Here is a 15703-nt window from a genome sequence, read left to right as displayed (position 1 = left end):
CCGAGTTCCCACCGGCCGCCGCGGCCCGGCCTCGCCGCTCCCCCGGTGACGGGCGTCAGGCCATCACCGATTCCCCGCCGGGATAGGTGAAGGACGACCGGGGCGAGTAGAAGCCCCACACGATCTGCAGTGGATCGGCGGGGCGGAGAGCGTAGACGGAGTGGCCCGGCTCCAGGAACTCCAGCGACACGACCTCGAACGGGTCGACCGGTTCGGCCACGAACGGATAGAGCCCGCTGTGCCGCTGCCCGTCGACCTCCGTGATGTAGCGCAGCTGGCCGCGGTTGACCGCCGTACCGGTCTCACCGACCCGAGCGGTCGCGCGGATCACCGGCACACCGTCCGACTCGGTCGTCGCGACCAGCTTCCCGTCCCCGACCTCGATCGTGGTACGGCCCACGCTCGCGGGCACGCCTCGGGCGGCCGCGTACTCGCGTACCACCTCGCTGGAGTTGAAGTAGTGCGTCCACCAGCGGCCGGGGGTCACGCCGTCGGGAGCGTAGGTGTCCTCCAGGTCCGGCCCGATGTAGGTGAGCGAGTACGCGCCGAAGCCCGAGGTCTGCTCGGGCCGGTCGACGACGTACTGGTTCATGAAGACCTGCCGGTTGGCCATGGGCTTCAGACCGTCGGGGACCAGGGCCGCGACGGCCTCGGGGTCGGCCGGCACCCAGCCGAAGTAGATCATCCGGCTGTTGACGACGAGCTGGGGAGCCACGAGTTCGGGCACGACTTCTCCCTGGTATCGGCGGTGTCTGTCCGGAACATATGTCACGTTCCAACAGAGAACAATGACCTTGGTTTCCCGGAGCCCCAGGGGTTCGCACGCTCGGTACCGGCGTCAACGGCCACCCCGGAGCCGGCGGAGGGATTCCCCGTGAGCCCGCGTCACGCCAGAGCCCTGACCGGCGAACGGCCGGCACAGGCGAAGCGCGACAAGCTTTGGACAAGCCGGCGTGGCTAGCGTGCAGCGTAGCCAAGTCTGGAGTCGCCATGCTTTCTTCGGTGTCAGCCGGTCCGCGAATTCGTTCGGGCAAAAAAGATGGCGGCTCCTTCCAGATGGCATGTGGAGTGTTGATCGCGTTGAGTGGCGCGCTGGCGGCCTTCGCCTTCAGCGCGATCTACGCGAAGGGCTGGATCGATCTGGAGGTTTACCGGGAAGGCGGAGCGGCGGTACTGCGGCGTACCTCTGTCTACGACCTGGTCGTAGGTGAAAGGTGGCTGAAATTCACCTACTCGCCGTTCGCGGCAATGCTGTTCACGCCTCTCGCCTTGGTCGGAATGGAGATCGCCGTCGCCCTCTGGGTGCTGATCTCCATACTCGCCCTCGAGGCGGTGATATGGGTTCTCATCGGCCGTACCACGGTGAAGCGCCGTGATCGCCGGGCGACTCACACGTTGCTGGCCGTCGTCGCGATACTTCCCCTGTACCCGGTGACGCTCACGCTGTGGAACGGGCAAATAGGCATTATTCTGCTGCTGGCGATAGTTGTGGATCTGACGCACGGCAAGGAAAAATGGCGCGGCATAGGGACGGGCATTGCCGCCGGCATCAAACTCACCCCACTGATATTCATCCCCTATCTTCTCGTCACGCGTCGTTTCCGGGCCGCCCTGATGGCCGGCCTCGGTTTCCTCGGCACAGTGGTCCTCGGCTTCCTGCTGCTGCCGGCCGATTCACGCGATTACTGGGGCGGCGCATTTTTCGACACGCAACGGGTGGCCGCCGAGCAGGGTGCGGATTTTTTCAATCAATCGCTTCGCGGCGTGCTCATGCTCATGCCCGGCTCCTGGCCCACCGTGCCTTTGTGGCTCGCCCTGTGCGCGGTAGTCGGCACGGGTGGGCTTCTGGTCGCCGCACGGACCGCGAAGAAGGCGGGCGAGCTCGCCGGGATCACCGCCTGCGCCATCGTGGGGCTGCTTGTCTCACCCGTTTCCTGGCCGCACCATTGGGTCTGGTGCATACCACTCCTGGTGCTCTGGGCACAGCGCGCTCAGCGCACAGAGGCCACGCTTGAGAAGGTGGGCGTCGGGTTCTTGTGGTTCGTCTTTCTCCTGCCTGGATACATCGCCCTGGCGATACTTCTGATATATCCGTCCCACGCTGGGATGTGGCTGATGTTGCTGACGGACAGTTATGTGCTCAGCGGACTGTTGACGCTGCTGGCGCTTGCGGTTTGTTTCAGCCGGAGCGATCGGCGGCGAAGAAGGCACGGGTCAGGCGACGGCTAGAGACCTTCGACGGTCAGGGTCGCACGGCCCGGCCGCGGCGTGAGCCGGCGAGGCCCGCCGGAGAGCGCGCCCGGTCACCTCGCGAGCGGTCTCGGAGGATTTCCCGCACGATGTTCCCACGGCCCGGAGCGGACATCCCGCAAGCGTGCCGGAGCTCGTCGGACACCAAGTGCCGCCTTCACCTGCCGGCGAGACCACCCGCGGCGGTACGGCTCGCGGAGATGCGGCCCCGGCCGATCGGACGCTTGCGGATGAACCATTCGGCCACGGCGAGGTTGATCACCCAGCCGGCGGCCACGAGCAGTGCCCTGGGGAACTCGCCGGGCGTCCCGAAGATCAGGAACCAGGGCAGGTGGGTCAGCGCCTGCGTGCCCGCGCCCAGGCCGATCGCGTAACCGCGGATCATCCAGGCGCGGTGCCGGGCGATGTCCCGCCGCCGGATCGCGGCGAAGGCGAGAACGATGGCCAGGAGCATGGCCGAGCCGAACACGAGCCGGAACGCGGCGAGGAGATCACCGTCACCGTCAGGCCGGGGATAGAACAGCGTCATCCACAGACCGGAAAGCGCGGCGGCGATGCCGCAGAGGACCAGGACCCGCCCGGCGACGCGGTGCCGGCCCGGCCTCCGGTGGCGGAAGCGGGGGTCGAACTGGAAAGCCCCCAGAACGCTGTACACGCTGACGGTGAGAATGTGCAGCACCACCGGCACAGGCGTCGCGAAGAACCGTGCGTTTCCCGGCGTGACCTCCGCGCCGGCTGTCAGTTCGGTCAGGCGGGCGGCTCCGGCGATCAGCGGAACGGCGCTGAGCAGGATCAGCGCGGCGGGCAGGAGCCGGCCCGGCCTGCCGGAGGAGGCCGTGGCGACGTCGTGGCCACGGACGGCGAAAACCCCCGCCGCGTTCCGGTCATCCGCCGACCGGCCGCTTCGCGGCAACCGGGGGGACGGGAAGTGTCCCGTCGAGCGCTCATCGGTCATGACCCGATCGTGACGGCCGAGACGCCGGCGGCTCATCGGGAGAACGGTCCGACCTGCGCCGGCCGATCGTCCACCGACAGGGCGTACTTTCGGCCCAGGTCCCGTGAGGTCGTCCGTCCTACGGGAGGAAGCTCAGCTTGTGCCAAGTGTCGGAGACCTCACGAGTGTGCGGTGTGGAGATGACATCATCGGGAGTATGTATCGTCGATACATCGTCGGCATCGTCGGCATCGGAGTGATGGTCACGGTGGTGTCCGGCTGCTCCGAGCCGCCCTACCGGCTGCCTGACCGCAACACGCCGGCTGTACAGGCCGAGGAGAAACGCCTCGCCGCGCGCCTGCCGGACGAGTTGCTCTGGGGCCCGGGTACCTGCAATGTCCGGCTGCTCGGCAAAGAGGGTTCTTCATCATTCGCCTGGGCAACCTGCAGCATGACGCCAACGGCCGACGTCCCATCGGGAGGCGTCTCCATGCCGGTGCGGGTGGACGGAGATCAAGTGAGGAAACCCGCCGACGGTGGGGATTACGCGGACAGCGTCAAACGTATGTTCCCGCACCGTCTGGCGGACAGAGTGCTCCACGAGCCTGACAGCTTGCGCCCGTAGCTCACGCAGCGTCGGCTCCGCCCCGGAGGATCGGCGGGATCCTCACCGTCTTCCTGGACGAGCCGGCTCGACGTGCGACCGTTGTGCCGCGTGACCTGCGGGGATGCCAAGCATCGACAGATGCCGTACGTTGATCGTCTCGTGTGTGCCCCACACCTGGAGGTCGTCGGGAGGGGCAGTCCTAACTTCGTGCCGCACGTGCGGCAGCCACTCGAAACGGGGATGTCCTCTTCACGATGAGCGCCCAGTACGCATGGTCTGAACGCTTCCCCGCAAGGCGTCCGGTGACCGGGGGTTCCGATCACCCGGCGGTCAGCCCACTCGGCGATCTGTATCCTCCGGCTACCGAAGCAGAGGTCCGCGAGCTTGAAGAGCGGCTGGGTGTGGAGCTGCCGCCGAGTTACCGGCGGTTTCTCCTGTTCGCCAACGGGTGGGGCGGCGACGACGACTGCCGCCTGCTGCGCATCGAGGAAGTCGGCTGGCTCCGTGATGCCGACCCCTCGGTCGCCGGGAGCTGGTCGGAACCCAAGCCCGAGAACTCATGGAGCGTGCCCGACGAGCTCTACTTCGTCTACGGACACGAGCAAGTCTCCGGCGACATGAGAGGGGAGTATGTGCCCGACACCCTTCTGGCCGGATATTGGGACGACGGAGTCGTTCTCCTCAACCCCCACGTCAAAACTCCTGAAGGTGAGTGGGAAGCCTGGTATCTCGCGCCATGGCTGGCCGGCGCCAAGCGTTACCGGTCCTTCTGGGACCTCGCGATGGACGAGCTGGAAATGCGATACCGGAGTTGATGTCCCTTCCGTCATTGGGCTTCGCCGTCTCGGGTCCTTCGTGGCGGTGGTCATGCACGTGGGCGGCGTGGCCGCGACCGGCCGGAGAGCCGCGGCGTGGCCGGCGACCGCCGCGACGCGCGCCAACCGCCGCAGGCGGGCAGCCTTGACCCTGTAGCGATACTCGTCGCCGGCACTGATCCGTCAATCATCAACTGAGGCTTCACCGATGCCGCTGGTGTCGGCGCTTCGCTCCTGGCAGCGGTTCTCAGGGCCGGAGGTCGTTGGAGAGGTTGATCCGGATCTCCGTGTTGCGATATCCGGCGCGCCGGAACGCTGCCGCCATCGGCGCGTTGCCCACGTCGGTGGTGGCGGTGACGCGCGTCTCTCCGTTGGCCGCGTGGATGCGGGTGATCTCGGCGAGCACCTCGTCCACGTAACCGCGACCCCGCAACTCCGGCACCACCCCGAGATACCCCACGTTCACGCTGTACGGCGTGGCCGAGGGAATCGCCATACCTGCCACCTCGCCCTCGTGCGTGTAGGCGATCCGCCACCACTCCCGTTTGCCCGGCGCCCCGAGATGAGACCCCGGTGCCACCCGATGTTCATCGCCACGCGAACGGCCTCCAGCACCGCCATGGACCGGCACGCGTCGCGAAGCACCGGGGCATCGGGCAACAGCCGGGCCACGTCATGGGCAGTCATGAGCCCCATCCAACCGGACGCAGCATCCTCCGCACCAAGGCATAACGGTCCGTCTCATCACGCCGAAGCAGCGACAAGAACACGACCAGCACCGCGCCGCCCGAATAATGCGGTTGGGAGTCTTGCCGTGGTCGGCGGTTGCCGGGGGCTGATGGCGTGTGACCGTGCAAGCGGCGTCGCCGAACACCGCTCGCCCGAACGCTTCCGAGGTCGTACGGTCGCACACATACGATCGGCCGTGACGCCATGGTCAGGAGGGCTTCGATTGGCGAGTACGAGGGTACGCCCCCATGTCGTCCGCGCCCTGGAACACACCCGCGCAGTGCTCCTCCCCTTCGACGGCACGGTCTGCGACCTCTTCGCCGGCATGGACACTGCCGTGATCGCCGAAAGAATCCGAGCCCGGCTTTCCGATCGGGGACACCGGATGTCGCTTTTGACCTCCATCGTGACCGACCCGCTGGAGATGCTGGCATACGCCCACCACACCGGCTTGGCCTACGGCACAGAAGCCGAGGAGATCGTCCGGAACGCAGAGATAGCAGCGGCCACAACGGCCACACCCACGCCGGGGATGCACAAAGTACTGCAAGCCTGCCAAGCCAGCGGCAGGCGCGTCGTCGTGGTGGGAGACACCTGCCACGCAGCCATGGAGACCTACCTCGACGCGCACGGTCTGCGGCACCTGGCCGGGCCGGTCATCGGACGCGAACAGCGATGGCCTTCCTCAAAGGAGCCGCCCGGTGTCGCCCTCATCCGGCAGGCGGTGAAGACGCTCGGTGCGAAACCATCCGACTGCACGCTGGTCAGCCTGTCTCCCCAGGACATGTTCACGGCGGAAGACGCCGGAACCCAGGCGATCGGCGTGGTCAGCAAACACGCCAAGCGCAAGCATCTCGCCGTCACCGGCGGCTCGGCCGTCGTCTCCTCGCTGCCCCAGCTGGCCGGTGCGCTCACGGCCGTTCCTCCTGCGGAGGCCTACGGCGCACCACCCGAGCAGCTCCAACCGCCGACGCATCCGTACGAAGGCTGAACCGCCCCTACGAGACCGTGCGCACCGGCCTGCTGAGGTCGAAGCAAACGACTCTGGCCCAAGATCCGTACCGGACGCACCGGGCGATCAAGGGCCAGGATCTGATCGAGCCGGCAGGGCTACGCGTCGCCGGAGGTCAGACCGACCGGGCAGCCGATCCCGATCCCCCTGAGGCCGCAGTAGCTGTTCGGTGGCTTGCGCCATGAGGGAACTCTCCGCGAGAGCCCTCCGATCACAAACCGACGCCGGGTAGTCGACGATCTCCGCAAGCCGTGTGCCCGGCAAGCGCTTCCGCTCCTCTGGGCGCTGGTCACCTGTCCGCGCTCTGTGTCAGAGTGACCGGCATGCTCGCGATCACCGTACTGACAGAGGACGGTCACCGGCACGTCCGGGCAAGCGCCGGGAAACTCACCGAACTGGTCAACCGGCTGGGCGGTCAGGACGATAGGTTCCTGGTCGTCCAGCGGATTCCCGATCTACCCGAAGTCTTCATCCAGGTATGGCACGAGGATGGAGGCGACTATGTGCTGGAACACCGCGACGGGGCACCCGACCGGCACTTCCAGGCGATACTCGACAGGCCCGAGTCGGTGATCACGGCCATGACCCGCTGGGCGTGCCTGGAGGACGAATGGGGCTCCGGACTGAATTGGACCCCGTTGGACCTGGGCCTCCCCGAACCTCTACCGCCTCTAGAACTTGACGAGGACGAGCGCAAGAGGCTCGATGCGCGCATCCGTGAAGTGATCGTGGGCGGTTACGCGACGCGGGCACAACTGGCCGAGATCGCACAGGACTATCTCGTGTCAGGAGACCGCCGACCGGTCTCTCCCGAACAGGCACGCCGGTTAGTGGACCGAATGTGGCTGGAGCGCGTCGAGGAGCAAGCCTCCTGGAAGGGGGAGAAGGACCCGGAACTGCTCAGCCGGGCCTTCACCGCCTTGGAAGCCACAGACATCACGGCAAGGGAGAACTTCGCCTGCTGCCGTACTTGCGGTCAGGCGGAGATCGCAGTGGCCGGCTCACCGGATGCCCGCGGCTATGTCTACTTCCATAGCCAGTGCACGGACTCGGCCGCAGCCGGCCACGGACTGGCACTCCTGTACGGCAGGTTCGACGGTTCATTGGATACGACGGCGTCCATTGGCCGAGAAATCGTAGCCGCACTCAAGAAAACCGGCCTTCCGGTGGAGTGGAACGGTGATCCCCGGCAGACCATCACCATCACTCCCCTCGACTGGCGCAAACGCCTCATCGGCTGAGATACACCCTGCAGTAAAGATCATCACCGGGGACGGCGACAGCTCAAGACCATCGTGGGACGCTCCTGGGCCAGGCTACGTGTCAGGTCACACTTCGCCGGCCATGAGGCCGAAGAGGCAGGTGTCCTCGGTACCGCCTTGAGTCCGCACGAGAATCTCCCCACTGCTGTGCCTACTTCTCCGAGCCCATCAGGCCCGTCGGACAGGACCACTCGGATGGGTCACCTGGCTTGACGTTGGTGTCACCGTCGTCGCAGTAGCCCAGCATCGGACGGCTCTCGCCGTACACGGTTCCAGCCCGTGAACGACGACGACGAACTAACGCGGTCCCGAGCGGAACTCCGTCCAGAGATCGACGGCTTCCTCCAGGTCAAGTGCGGCCACATCCTCGCGGGCCATGCCGACCGTATAGATCAACCGATCGGCGAGCCAGTCAGGAACAGGCTCTCGCGCGGGCGTCTCGTCGACATGGATACGATCGGTCAGAGTTCCCAAACGGTCGATGACCTCGCCGAGGCGCACAACGTCAGGACGCGAACCGCCGGCCGCCTGGACTCGCGCTTTGGCTTCGGCGTAGACCTCGGCGTCGGCCCTTTCTCCGACCGCCCAGATCTCACAGATCTCAACCGCCTTGTCGTCGGTGATCCGGTAGACGACCCGCCACGTGTTTCGTCCGACGACGAGCTTGCGGAACCCGGTCAACTCACCGCCCAGCGGGTAGCCGGCCTCGGGATTCTCCAGCAACAGGAGGATCTTTTTCAGGACCTCGGGTACGGCGTCCGGGCCGATCCGACGAAGATCATCAACGGCCGGGTCGGTGAATACGACGTCGGGCATCGCTACTCGTCGTCATCCGGGAGCACGGCCAGCGATTCACGGGTATGCCCGAAAGCGGAAAGGACATCGTCAATCGACGTCCGCCGTCCGCTGTCGGTGGCGGCTCTGACGAGAACCAATGCCAGATCCCGCAGATCGGCCGCGGCCTCTTCCAGTTCGTTGAGACGTCGCATGCTCACAACCGCTGCGACCGGCTGGTGCCGACGGGTCACCACCAGATCCGCCCCCTGCTCCGCATCAGCCACCAGACGAGCCACTCCGCGCTGCGCGGCCTCGGTGACCGTGAGCTCGGTCGCGTCATGAAGAACAGCCATGCAAAAACTATATAGAAAACTATATAGAATGACAATCATCGAGGCCGAGCGCCTCGATCACCGAGCCAATCGGACGGGTCACCCAGCTTGACGCTGGTGCCGCCGATCCCGCAGTAGCCGCCCGGGTTCTTGTACAGGTACTGCCGGTGATAGCGATTCGATTCGGGCGATAAATCACGGCTCGCCACCATCTGCACGCCACGGTGACCGGCTAGCCGGCTCGAAGAGCGGCGACCGACTCAACGAGGCCCGCTTTCTCCAAGGCCTCGAGCCCATCGTCCACGGTCTCCGGCGAGCTGGTGCGCGAGTCCGCGATCTACTGCACGCAGGCCCAGACGACTCGCCCGTCAAGGTCGATCTGGTCCAGTACGAAGCCATCGGGAGACTTCGCCTCGATGTCCCAGGACGCCAGGTGCTCTGGAGGAAAGCCCCTGAGGTTCGACCTGACGATGATCTGCGTTCTCACCTTGATCGCCGCGGCCGGCACATGCCGGTCATCCGGGTCGGGAAGCTTCAGCCCTTCGACCAGAGGATGAAAGCGAGCAGACTCACGGCCCCGCGAGGCAAGACCAACGGGTCCTCACCCCCATGCTCACCGGCGACCCGCACGGCCGACTGCTCGGGATACTGCATGAGGTAGTCCTTGATCCGGCGTACGGCGCGACCGGCCATCTCGGCGTCGATGCTCCCGGGCTGAACTCGCTTCGCCTGCACATCTGCCATCACGACCTCCTCTTCGCAGTATCCGCAACAAACGAAATAAACGTAAGTGACGTCGGCAGCGCCTTCTCAGGGACATGCGGTCGACAAACACCCTCCGTAAGACCATGCCGGCCAGGGCTCCGCTGTCTGTCGACGAAGCAAGCATCCGTTAGGTTCCCCTGGCTTCCCCGCCCTTTCCGAAAACAGAGCGAGCCTGGCCGTCCGCAGCACGGCGAGCTGTAGCCGCGCGAGTCGGAGCGAGCTCGAGCCTCGATGAACGTCAGGTGTCTCAGTCTCCGTTGAGGACACGATTCATCCACTCCAGCGACCCCGTGCTGAGCGCCTCGTCCGCGAGGCGCTTCGCGGACGCCGTCTTCAACGCGGCAAGCGAGCTGTCGATCCACGGCTGAACGTTCTGGCGCCCCTGCTCGCGATACTCGATGGCCTGGATCAGGCATTCCAGCTTGTCGGCGTCCCGGGCGCAGATGGCTTCGAGACTGGTCTTCTCCTCGTACTCGCCGACCGCGCCGCTCACCATCTCCGCCGCCGGCTCCGGAACACCACGCATCTGGTCGGCGGTGACCTCCTCGTTCGGCGCCGCCTCCGGTTCCCGCTGGAACTGCGGCGACGTGATGGCCTCGTCCAGGTCCACGAGCGTGTCGTCCAGATCGAAGAGCGTGAGCCGTTGCACGATCACCGCCATATGGGCGAACCGTCTTCTCAACCGGCGGCTGATGGGTACCGGGCCGCCGTGAGGTCCTCAGCGAGGTCCTGCATGGTGAGGTCGGCGTTCAGCGCGGTGACCACCGCCTGCGTCAACGGGCGGAGGGCGTAGACGTGCCGTACCGCGTCGAGGTCCACGGGGATGTCGTAGTAGTCCTCGGCGAACCGCTGGAACGCCTCCGCGGACGGGTCGACGAGCCGCGCGAACAGGTGCGTCGCGCCGTCGGGGTCGCCGGCGCCGTCCGGGTAGTCGATCTCGCCCACCCGCCAGCGGTCATCGCCGATCTCGCGCCACAGGCAGGCGGTCACGACCGGCATGCCGTCCTCGTCGCAGAACGCGGGCTCGGCCACGCAGTGGCGGAAGACCTCGGGAACAGAGTCGAGCACCCCCGGCCACGGCCCGTCGTTGCCGTACGGGCTCATCACCGCCTCATGGTCGAAACCGCGGATGTAGGCGCCCGCCGCCGAGAAGACGATGGAGTACTCGTCTCCGGAGCCGTTCTCCATGGAGGCCATCTCCTCCCCGGGGCTCCAGCCCGCGCCGAAGAAGTGGTAGCGGCTGGACCATTCCGGACTCAGGACGGCCTCCAGCACCGCCATGGACCGGCACGCGTCGCGAAGCACCGGGGCATCGGGCAACAGCCGGGCCACGTCATGGGCAGTCATGAGCCCCATCCAACCGGACGCAGCGTCCTCCGCGCCAAGGCATAACGGTCCGTCTCATCACGCCGAAGCAGCGACAAGAACACGACCAGCACCGCACCGCCCGAATAATGCGGTTGGGAGTCTTGCCGTGGTCGGCGGACGGTGGCGACCCCGAGCAGGACTCCTCCTGGCCCTGACGGCACCCGCCGCCCCGCGCCCGCCCTGACGCCCGCCGGTGGACCGCCGGGCGCGGGCGGAGTGCCGGGCGCGGGCGGTGTCAGCCGATCCACGCGCCGGTGGTGAAGTTCCCGGTGTTGATCGCCATGACCGGGATCATGATGGCCATGCTCACCAGCCACACCCAGGGTCTTCGCACCCCCGCGACGCCGATGGCGATCCACAGGGGGAACCAGGTCAGCGACCCCCGGCCGATCGAAATGTAGAACGACGACAGGGTGAGGAAGGACAGCACCTGGGGGGCGATGTACGCGAACTCCGGCCACTTGCGCCGTACCGCGAGGCAGCCGGCCAGCACCAGCAGCACCGCGGCCGAGATGATCTCCTCGTAGTAGGACGTGGTGAGCGAAGCGACGTCGTCGGACATGCTCCAGGTGTTGGCGAGCGCCTCCCACGGCCAGACGGCGTGCCGGCCCCAGAACCGGTCCTGCACCGAGTTGTAGGCCAGCCAGTCGCCGGTGCGGGTCCACTGGTAGACGCTGTACAGCACGAGCGGCACACCGGGGAGCGCGAGCCAGGGCAGCAGGCGCCACCCGCCCGGGCGTTTGCGGCCGTTCTCCGCCACCAGGAACATGACGAGCAGCCCGAAGGCCAGGAACAGGCCGGAGATGCGCACCGTGGCGGCTCCGGTGGCGCACAGCGCGGCGTCCTCCCAGCGGCCGTTCCTGGCGAGCAACCACGCCGAGACGGCCAGGGCGAGGAACAGCGCCTCCGAGTAGCCGGAGTACAGGAACACGGCGAACGGGCTGAGGAACAGCGCCGCCACCGCGTACCGGCCGCTGCCTGCCGCGTACGTCTCGGCGAGCCGCGACAGCGCCACCGCGAGCACCGCGCTGGCCACCAGCGAGATGATCATCGTGGCCAGCCGGCCGTCCTCGACGACCGGCCACATCGCCTTGATCAGTATCGCCATGCCGGGGAAGAACGCCGGCAGCTTCTCGGCGTCCTGCATGCCCGGGGGGCCGTCGTAGCCGAACTGGGCGATGGCGATGAAGTTCTCGGCGTCCCAGCGGGTGAACCGGTTGAGGAAGGGGTCGGTGGTCCGGCCAGGGCCGGCCAGGTAGGCGTAGATCAGCACACCGACGTGCGACAGCGCCCAGAGGAGCAGGGCCAGCCGGTCGCCGGGGTCGGTCAGGAACCTGGGCACCCACCGCCGCCCGGCCACCTCACCGGTTGACTCGCCGGTCGTCTCGCTGGAAGTTTCGCCGGTCGTCTCGCTGTAAGTCTCGCTGGAAGTCTTGCCGGGACGTGCGCCGGGTTCCGTGTCGGCCGGTTCCGGCTCCGTAATCTCCACCGGCCCGGCGGGCGCGCGATCAGTCACGCGAGAATCCTTATACAGCCGCAAAATCCGGGCAACCGGTTGCCCACGGCATGATCCTTCCGTGCCGGCCCGTCCCCGCTCGTCTCCTGCGAAGACCACTTCCGCCCGGTGGCGGGACGCCCCGCCCCGCCGTGAAACTTCCACTCGGCGCTAGCCGCCGTGCCCGCCGTGGAAAAATGGTTCCGGACGTCAGCGCCCGGCGGTCACCTCGCAGGCAGTCTCAAACATGGACCACCTCCACGGTTTTCCCGCACAGTTTGCCCATGTCGTCATCGTCGGATGTCAGAACGACGACTGGGCGCACCGAGCTCAGCGCGGTAGCCGCGACCACGGCGTCGATGGCGTACTTGTGACCATGCAGACGTGCGTCCCGGAGAAGCTCGATCGCCCGTGACGAGATGTCCTCGGTCACAGGCTCGATCTTCAGGCGTGACAGGTACCACCTGAGGCGATCGCTTTTGACGCGAACGTCGAGCGCCTCGATCGGTGTCATCGCGCTGACCACAACCCGAAAATCGTTGTCCTGGGCCTCCCGTACGAACGCGGTCACCCTCCGGTCGGCCTCGCACCACTTCACGAGCCCTTCACAGTCGAGGACCACAGTGCCCGCGCTCAGCCTGCTCCGTGCACGCGTCACCCGTCCTCCTCCTGAAGTTCGGGCGCCGACCTGACGCGGCGAAACAGCGCCGCCGCCTCGTCACGCAAGGACTGGGGGATCGGACCGGAAGCAGCCTCATTCTCCTGAAGGGCCTCCTCCAGGAGATCCCGCTCGATCTGGCGCTCCACGGCGGCGTCGACATAGGCGGAGAATCCACGGGCCCCGACCCGCTCCTTGACGGCGCGGATGTTACCCGCCCTCAGGGACACACTGACCTTGGCGGCCGGCCCGTCTCCCGGAGCGAACTCCCGCTCAGGCATACTCATGGAATCATCTTACTACTGGAAGTAGCAAAACACTGGTCATAGCCCTGCCAGTCGAAAAGAGCTCGATCCTCGATGAGTGTCAGGTGTCTCAATCTCCGTTGAGGACGCGAGTCATCCACTCCAGCGAGCCCGTGCTGAGCGCCTCGTCCGCGAGGCGCTTCGCGGACGCCGTCTTCAACGCGGCGAGCGAGCTGTCGATCCACAGCTGAATGTTCTGATGCCCCTGCTCGCGATACTCGATGGCCTGGATCAGGCATTTCAGCTTGTCGGCATCGCGAGCGCAGACCGCTGCGCGCCCCGCACGCGCGCCGGTCGGCCAGTTGGCCCGGCTGCGGCTCTTCGGCCGGTCCGGGCCGGCGCCGCCCGCGCGCAGAGGCATCACCGACCTCGACCGGTGCTTACCCGGGTCCGGTTGCCGCGTCCAGGGCATACACCTTGTTGTCGGCGCTGCCGACGTAGACCAGGCCGTTGGCGACTGACGGGGTGGAGGCGACGTTGCCGCCGGTGGTGTGGGTCCAGCGGACCTTCCCGGTCGCCGCCTCCAGGGCATACACCTTGTTGTCGGTGCTTCCGACATAGACCAGGCCGTTGCCGACTGAGGGGGTGGAGGCGACGTCGCCGCCAATACTGTGGGTCCAGCGGACCTCCCCGGTCGCCGCGTCCAGGGCATACACATTCCCGTCAAAACTGCCGATGTAGAGCAGGCCGTTGGCGACCGCCGGGCCGGAGTAAACGTCTTGGATGGTGCGGGTCCAGCGGACCTTCCCGGTCGCCACGTCCAGCGCGTACACGTTCCCGTCGACGCTGCCAACGTAGAGCAGGCCGCCGGCGCTTCCGATGAACAGGCCGCTGACGGCATCCGGTAAGGGGACGCTGTCGCCGATGGTGCGGGTCCAGCGGACCTTGCCGGTCACCGCCTCCAGGGCGTACACCTTGTTGTCGGCGCTGCCGACGTAGACCAGGCCGTTGGCGACATCCAGGTTGGAGGCAAATGTGCCGCCGATGCCGCGGGTCCAGCGGACCTTGCCGGTCGCCGCCTCCAGGGCGTACATCTTGTTGTCGGCGCTGCCGACGTAGACGAGGCCGTTGGCAACTGACAGGAGGGAGTGGACGACGCTGGTGGTGCGGGTCCAGCGGACCTTGCCGGTCACCGCCTCCAGGGCGTACACCTTGTTGTCGGCGCTGCCGACGTAGACCAGGCCGCCGGCGATCACTGGGTCGGAGTGAATGTCGCCGGTGGTGTGGGTCCAGCGGACCTTCCCGGTCGCCGCCTCCAGGGCGTACATCTTGTTGTCGGCGCTGCCGACGTAGAGCAGGCCGCCGGCGACCGCTCGGACGGAGTGAATGTCGCCGCCGGTGGTGTAGGTCCAGGGCAAGACCTGAGTCGTAGTCGGATCCGCGCTTCCAGGACGCTTGCCCGTCGTCGAGTCCGACTCCGGGAAGCCGATGGGAAACCGTAGAAGATAGGCGGCGACCAGCACAGCGCCGGCACTAATTAAAATTACGCCTACACTCAGTGGACGAATCACGCGAAACGCGAAACGGCTGTCTCTGTGACCACTCTGCCGAGTGCCAGGCGTGGGAGGCGATGCGAACCCGCCAACGGCATCAGCACTTCGTGCCAGCTCCTCACCAACCTCATCCAGCGCAGTCGCCTCATCACGAAGCATCTGATCGACATGACCGAGGATCTCCGCCGCCGCCTGCTGGTCGGTCTCCCCCAACAGCGGCACGGCCTCAATACTCGGCCGCGTCATCCCCACCCGCGATGAACTCACCAGAGTCGGGCGGACGTCCGACTCCTCCAGATGGCGCCGAGCTCGCGTGGCCTGCTCCACAGCCTCACGGCGCAACCGCTCGGCCTCCGTACGCTGGTCCTCCGCCCTGGCAAGCCGCCTCTCAACCTCCACACGAAGCCGCTCGGCTGCCTCCAACCGATCCTGGGTATCCCGCAACTCCCGACGCAACCGCCCGACCTCGACCTTCAGCCGCTCACGCTCCCCCTCGCCCAGGCCCGCCGATCTCGCGCCCGGCTGACGAGAGGCGAGCTCACCGCTCAGGGACTCGCGCTCCGCCGCCAAACGAGACGCCGCCCGCGTCAGCCGATCCCGGATCTCCAGCAACCCCGCACCCAGGCGATTTTGACGATCAAGAGATTGCTCGACACGATCCGTCGCCTCACCTATCGTCCGCACCAACGCCGCCAAATCAGTGGAGGAATCAGTCGGGACCTCAGTCTCCGATCCTCTGCTGCGGGCCCAGCCGATCACGCTGGCAGCTATCGGCAGCAAAGACACCAACTGAGCGATGTTGGCCGCAGTCGACAGGTCCCCCGCCCGCAACACGACTCCGAAAACGGCTAACAGGATGCCAAGAGCGAAAAAGGCGCCAATTGGCCGCCAACGGCTTCCT

The 15703-nt window shown here is 66.7% G+C and carries 19 protein-coding genes; 5 read left to right on the top strand and 14 right to left on the bottom strand.

Annotated elements, in window-relative coordinates; genetic code table 11:
* Positions 1-55: 55 nt before the first annotated feature.
* Complete coding sequence (locus AB0F88_RS28105) at positions 56-727, bottom strand: hypothetical protein (RefSeq protein WP_362690273.1); 672 nt, start codon at positions 725-727, stop codon at positions 56-58.
* 263 nt (positions 728-990) lie between these two features.
* Here AB0F88_RS28105 and AB0F88_RS28100 point away from each other — a divergent pair, with 263 nt between their 5' ends.
* On the top strand, positions 991-2229 hold the full coding sequence (locus AB0F88_RS28100; RefSeq protein ID WP_362690270.1) for a glycosyltransferase 87 family protein: 1239 nt from the start codon (positions 991-993) through the stop codon (positions 2227-2229).
* Positions 2230-2407: 178 nt separating this feature from the next.
* Here the strand turns inward: AB0F88_RS28100 and AB0F88_RS28095 are convergent, their stop codons facing one another.
* Positions 2408-3205, bottom strand: a complete 798-nt coding sequence (locus AB0F88_RS28095; protein WP_362690267.1) for a DUF2306 domain-containing protein — start codon at positions 3203-3205, stop codon at positions 2408-2410.
* Positions 3206-3401: 196 nt separating this feature from the next.
* Here AB0F88_RS28095 and AB0F88_RS28090 point away from each other — a divergent pair, with 196 nt between their 5' ends.
* A complete protein-coding gene (locus tag AB0F88_RS28090; protein ID WP_362690265.1) occupies positions 3402-3809 on the top strand; it encodes a hypothetical protein in 408 nt (135 codons plus the stop codon).
* Positions 3810-4045: 236 nt separating this feature from the next.
* A complete protein-coding gene (locus tag AB0F88_RS28085) occupies positions 4046-4606 on the top strand; it encodes an SMI1/KNR4 family protein (RefSeq protein ID WP_362690262.1) in 561 nt (186 codons plus the stop codon).
* A 247-nt stretch (positions 4607-4853) separates the two neighbouring features.
* Here AB0F88_RS28085 and AB0F88_RS28080 read toward each other — a convergent pair whose 3' ends face one another.
* Positions 4854-5186 (bottom strand): GNAT family N-acetyltransferase, encoded by a 333-nt coding sequence (locus AB0F88_RS28080; protein WP_362690259.1) that lies wholly within the window; start codon positions 5184-5186, stop codon positions 4854-4856.
* Positions 5187-5615: 429 nt separating this feature from the next.
* Here AB0F88_RS28080 and AB0F88_RS28075 point away from each other — a divergent pair, with 429 nt between their 5' ends.
* On the top strand, positions 5616-6326 hold the full coding sequence (locus tag AB0F88_RS28075; RefSeq protein ID WP_362690256.1) for an HAD hydrolase-like protein: 711 nt from the start codon (positions 5616-5618) through the stop codon (positions 6324-6326).
* Positions 6327-6670: 344 nt separating this feature from the next.
* Positions 6671-7588, top strand: coding sequence for a hypothetical protein (locus AB0F88_RS28070; RefSeq protein WP_362690253.1), 918 nt, complete (start codon positions 6671-6673; stop codon positions 7586-7588).
* A gap of 318 nt (positions 7589-7906) precedes the next feature.
* Here AB0F88_RS28070 and AB0F88_RS28065 read toward each other — a convergent pair whose 3' ends face one another.
* From AB0F88_RS28065 to AB0F88_RS28015, 11 genes are all read right to left on the bottom strand, one after another.
* Positions 7907-8425, bottom strand: coding sequence for a type II toxin-antitoxin system RelE/ParE family toxin (locus tag AB0F88_RS28065; RefSeq protein ID WP_362690250.1), 519 nt, complete (start codon positions 8423-8425; stop codon positions 7907-7909).
* 2 nt (positions 8426-8427) lie between these two features.
* Positions 8428-8739, bottom strand: a complete 312-nt coding sequence (locus AB0F88_RS28060) for a hypothetical protein (RefSeq protein WP_362690247.1) — start codon at positions 8737-8739, stop codon at positions 8428-8430.
* 316 nt (positions 8740-9055) lie between these two features.
* Positions 9056-9205, bottom strand: a complete 150-nt coding sequence (locus tag AB0F88_RS28055) for a hypothetical protein (protein ID WP_362690244.1) — start codon at positions 9203-9205, stop codon at positions 9056-9058.
* Between the two features lie 47 nt (positions 9206-9252).
* Complete coding sequence (locus AB0F88_RS28050; protein ID WP_362690241.1) at positions 9253-9462, bottom strand: hypothetical protein; 210 nt, start codon at positions 9460-9462, stop codon at positions 9253-9255.
* A 268-nt stretch (positions 9463-9730) separates the two neighbouring features.
* Positions 9731-10144, bottom strand: a complete 414-nt coding sequence (locus AB0F88_RS28045) for an HD domain-containing protein (RefSeq protein WP_362690238.1) — start codon at positions 10142-10144, stop codon at positions 9731-9733.
* Between the two features lie 17 nt (positions 10145-10161).
* The gene (locus AB0F88_RS28040) at positions 10162-10830 is read right to left on the bottom strand and encodes a hypothetical protein (protein ID WP_362690235.1); all 669 of its coding nucleotides are present in this window, start codon (positions 10828-10830) and stop codon (positions 10162-10164) included.
* A gap of 256 nt (positions 10831-11086) precedes the next feature.
* Positions 11087-12367 carry a mannosyltransferase family protein gene (locus AB0F88_RS28035; RefSeq protein WP_362690233.1) on the bottom strand — a complete coding sequence of 427 codons (1281 nt, stop codon included), beginning with the start codon at positions 12365-12367 and terminating at the stop codon, positions 11087-11089.
* Between the two features lie 220 nt (positions 12368-12587).
* Positions 12588-13004: a PIN domain-containing protein gene (locus tag AB0F88_RS28030; protein ID WP_362690230.1), complete on the bottom strand. Its 417-nt coding sequence runs from the start codon at positions 13002-13004 to the stop codon at positions 12588-12590.
* Positions 13001-13291, bottom strand: coding sequence for a hypothetical protein (locus tag AB0F88_RS28025; RefSeq protein WP_362690227.1), 291 nt, complete (start codon positions 13289-13291; stop codon positions 13001-13003). The genes AB0F88_RS28030 and AB0F88_RS28025 overlap by 4 nt, the downstream gene beginning before the upstream one ends.
* A gap of 88 nt (positions 13292-13379) precedes the next feature.
* The gene (locus AB0F88_RS28020) at positions 13380-13670 is read right to left on the bottom strand and encodes a hypothetical protein (RefSeq protein WP_362690224.1); all 291 of its coding nucleotides are present in this window, start codon (positions 13668-13670) and stop codon (positions 13380-13382) included.
* A 19-nt stretch (positions 13671-13689) separates the two neighbouring features.
* A complete protein-coding gene (locus AB0F88_RS28015) occupies positions 13690-15588 on the bottom strand; it encodes a PQQ-binding-like beta-propeller repeat protein (protein WP_362690478.1) in 1899 nt (632 codons plus the stop codon).
* Positions 15589-15703 lie beyond the last annotated feature (115 nt).

It is taken from the genome of Streptosporangium sp. NPDC023963, assembly GCF_040639135.1.
GTDB lineage: Bacteria > Actinomycetota > Actinomycetes > Streptosporangiales > Streptosporangiaceae > Streptosporangium.
The sequence above is the reverse complement of the archived record's forward strand: the minus strand, read 5'-3'. Positions and strand labels throughout refer to the sequence as shown.

Bases quoted from the DNA above. Each gene is read 5' to 3' on its own strand.
- AB0F88_RS28100 (WP_362690270.1), top strand. From the start codon at position 991: ATGCTTTCTTCGGTGTCAGCCGGTCCGCGAATTCGTTCGGGCAAAAAA.
- AB0F88_RS28095 (WP_362690267.1), bottom strand. From the start codon at position 3,205: ATGACCGATGAGCGCTCGACGGGACACTTCCCGTCCCCCCGGTTGCCG.
- AB0F88_RS28090 (WP_362690265.1), top strand. From the start codon at position 3,402: ATGTATCGTCGATACATCGTCGGCATCGTCGGCATCGGAGTGATGGTC.
- AB0F88_RS28085 (WP_362690262.1), top strand. From the start codon at position 4,046: ATGAGCGCCCAGTACGCATGGTCTGAACGCTTCCCCGCAAGGCGTCCG.
- AB0F88_RS28070 (WP_362690253.1), top strand. From the start codon at position 6,671: ATGCTCGCGATCACCGTACTGACAGAGGACGGTCACCGGCACGTCCGG.
- AB0F88_RS28065 (WP_362690250.1), bottom strand. From the start codon at position 8,425: ATGCCCGACGTCGTATTCACCGACCCGGCCGTTGATGATCTTCGTCGG.
- AB0F88_RS28060 (WP_362690247.1), bottom strand. From the start codon at position 8,739: ATGGCTGTTCTTCATGACGCGACCGAGCTCACGGTCACCGAGGCCGCG.
- AB0F88_RS28050 (WP_362690241.1), bottom strand. From the start codon at position 9,462: ATGGCAGATGTGCAGGCGAAGCGAGTTCAGCCCGGGAGCATCGACGCC.
- AB0F88_RS28045 (WP_362690238.1), bottom strand. From the start codon at position 10,144: ATGGCGGTGATCGTGCAACGGCTCACGCTCTTCGATCTGGACGACACG.
- AB0F88_RS28040 (WP_362690235.1), bottom strand. From the start codon at position 10,830: ATGACTGCCCATGACGTGGCCCGGCTGTTGCCCGATGCCCCGGTGCTT.
- AB0F88_RS28025 (WP_362690227.1), bottom strand. From the start codon at position 13,291: ATGAGTATGCCTGAGCGGGAGTTCGCTCCGGGAGACGGGCCGGCCGCC.
- AB0F88_RS28020 (WP_362690224.1), bottom strand. From the start codon at position 13,670: ATGCCTCTGCGCGCGGGCGGCGCCGGCCCGGACCGGCCGAAGAGCCGC.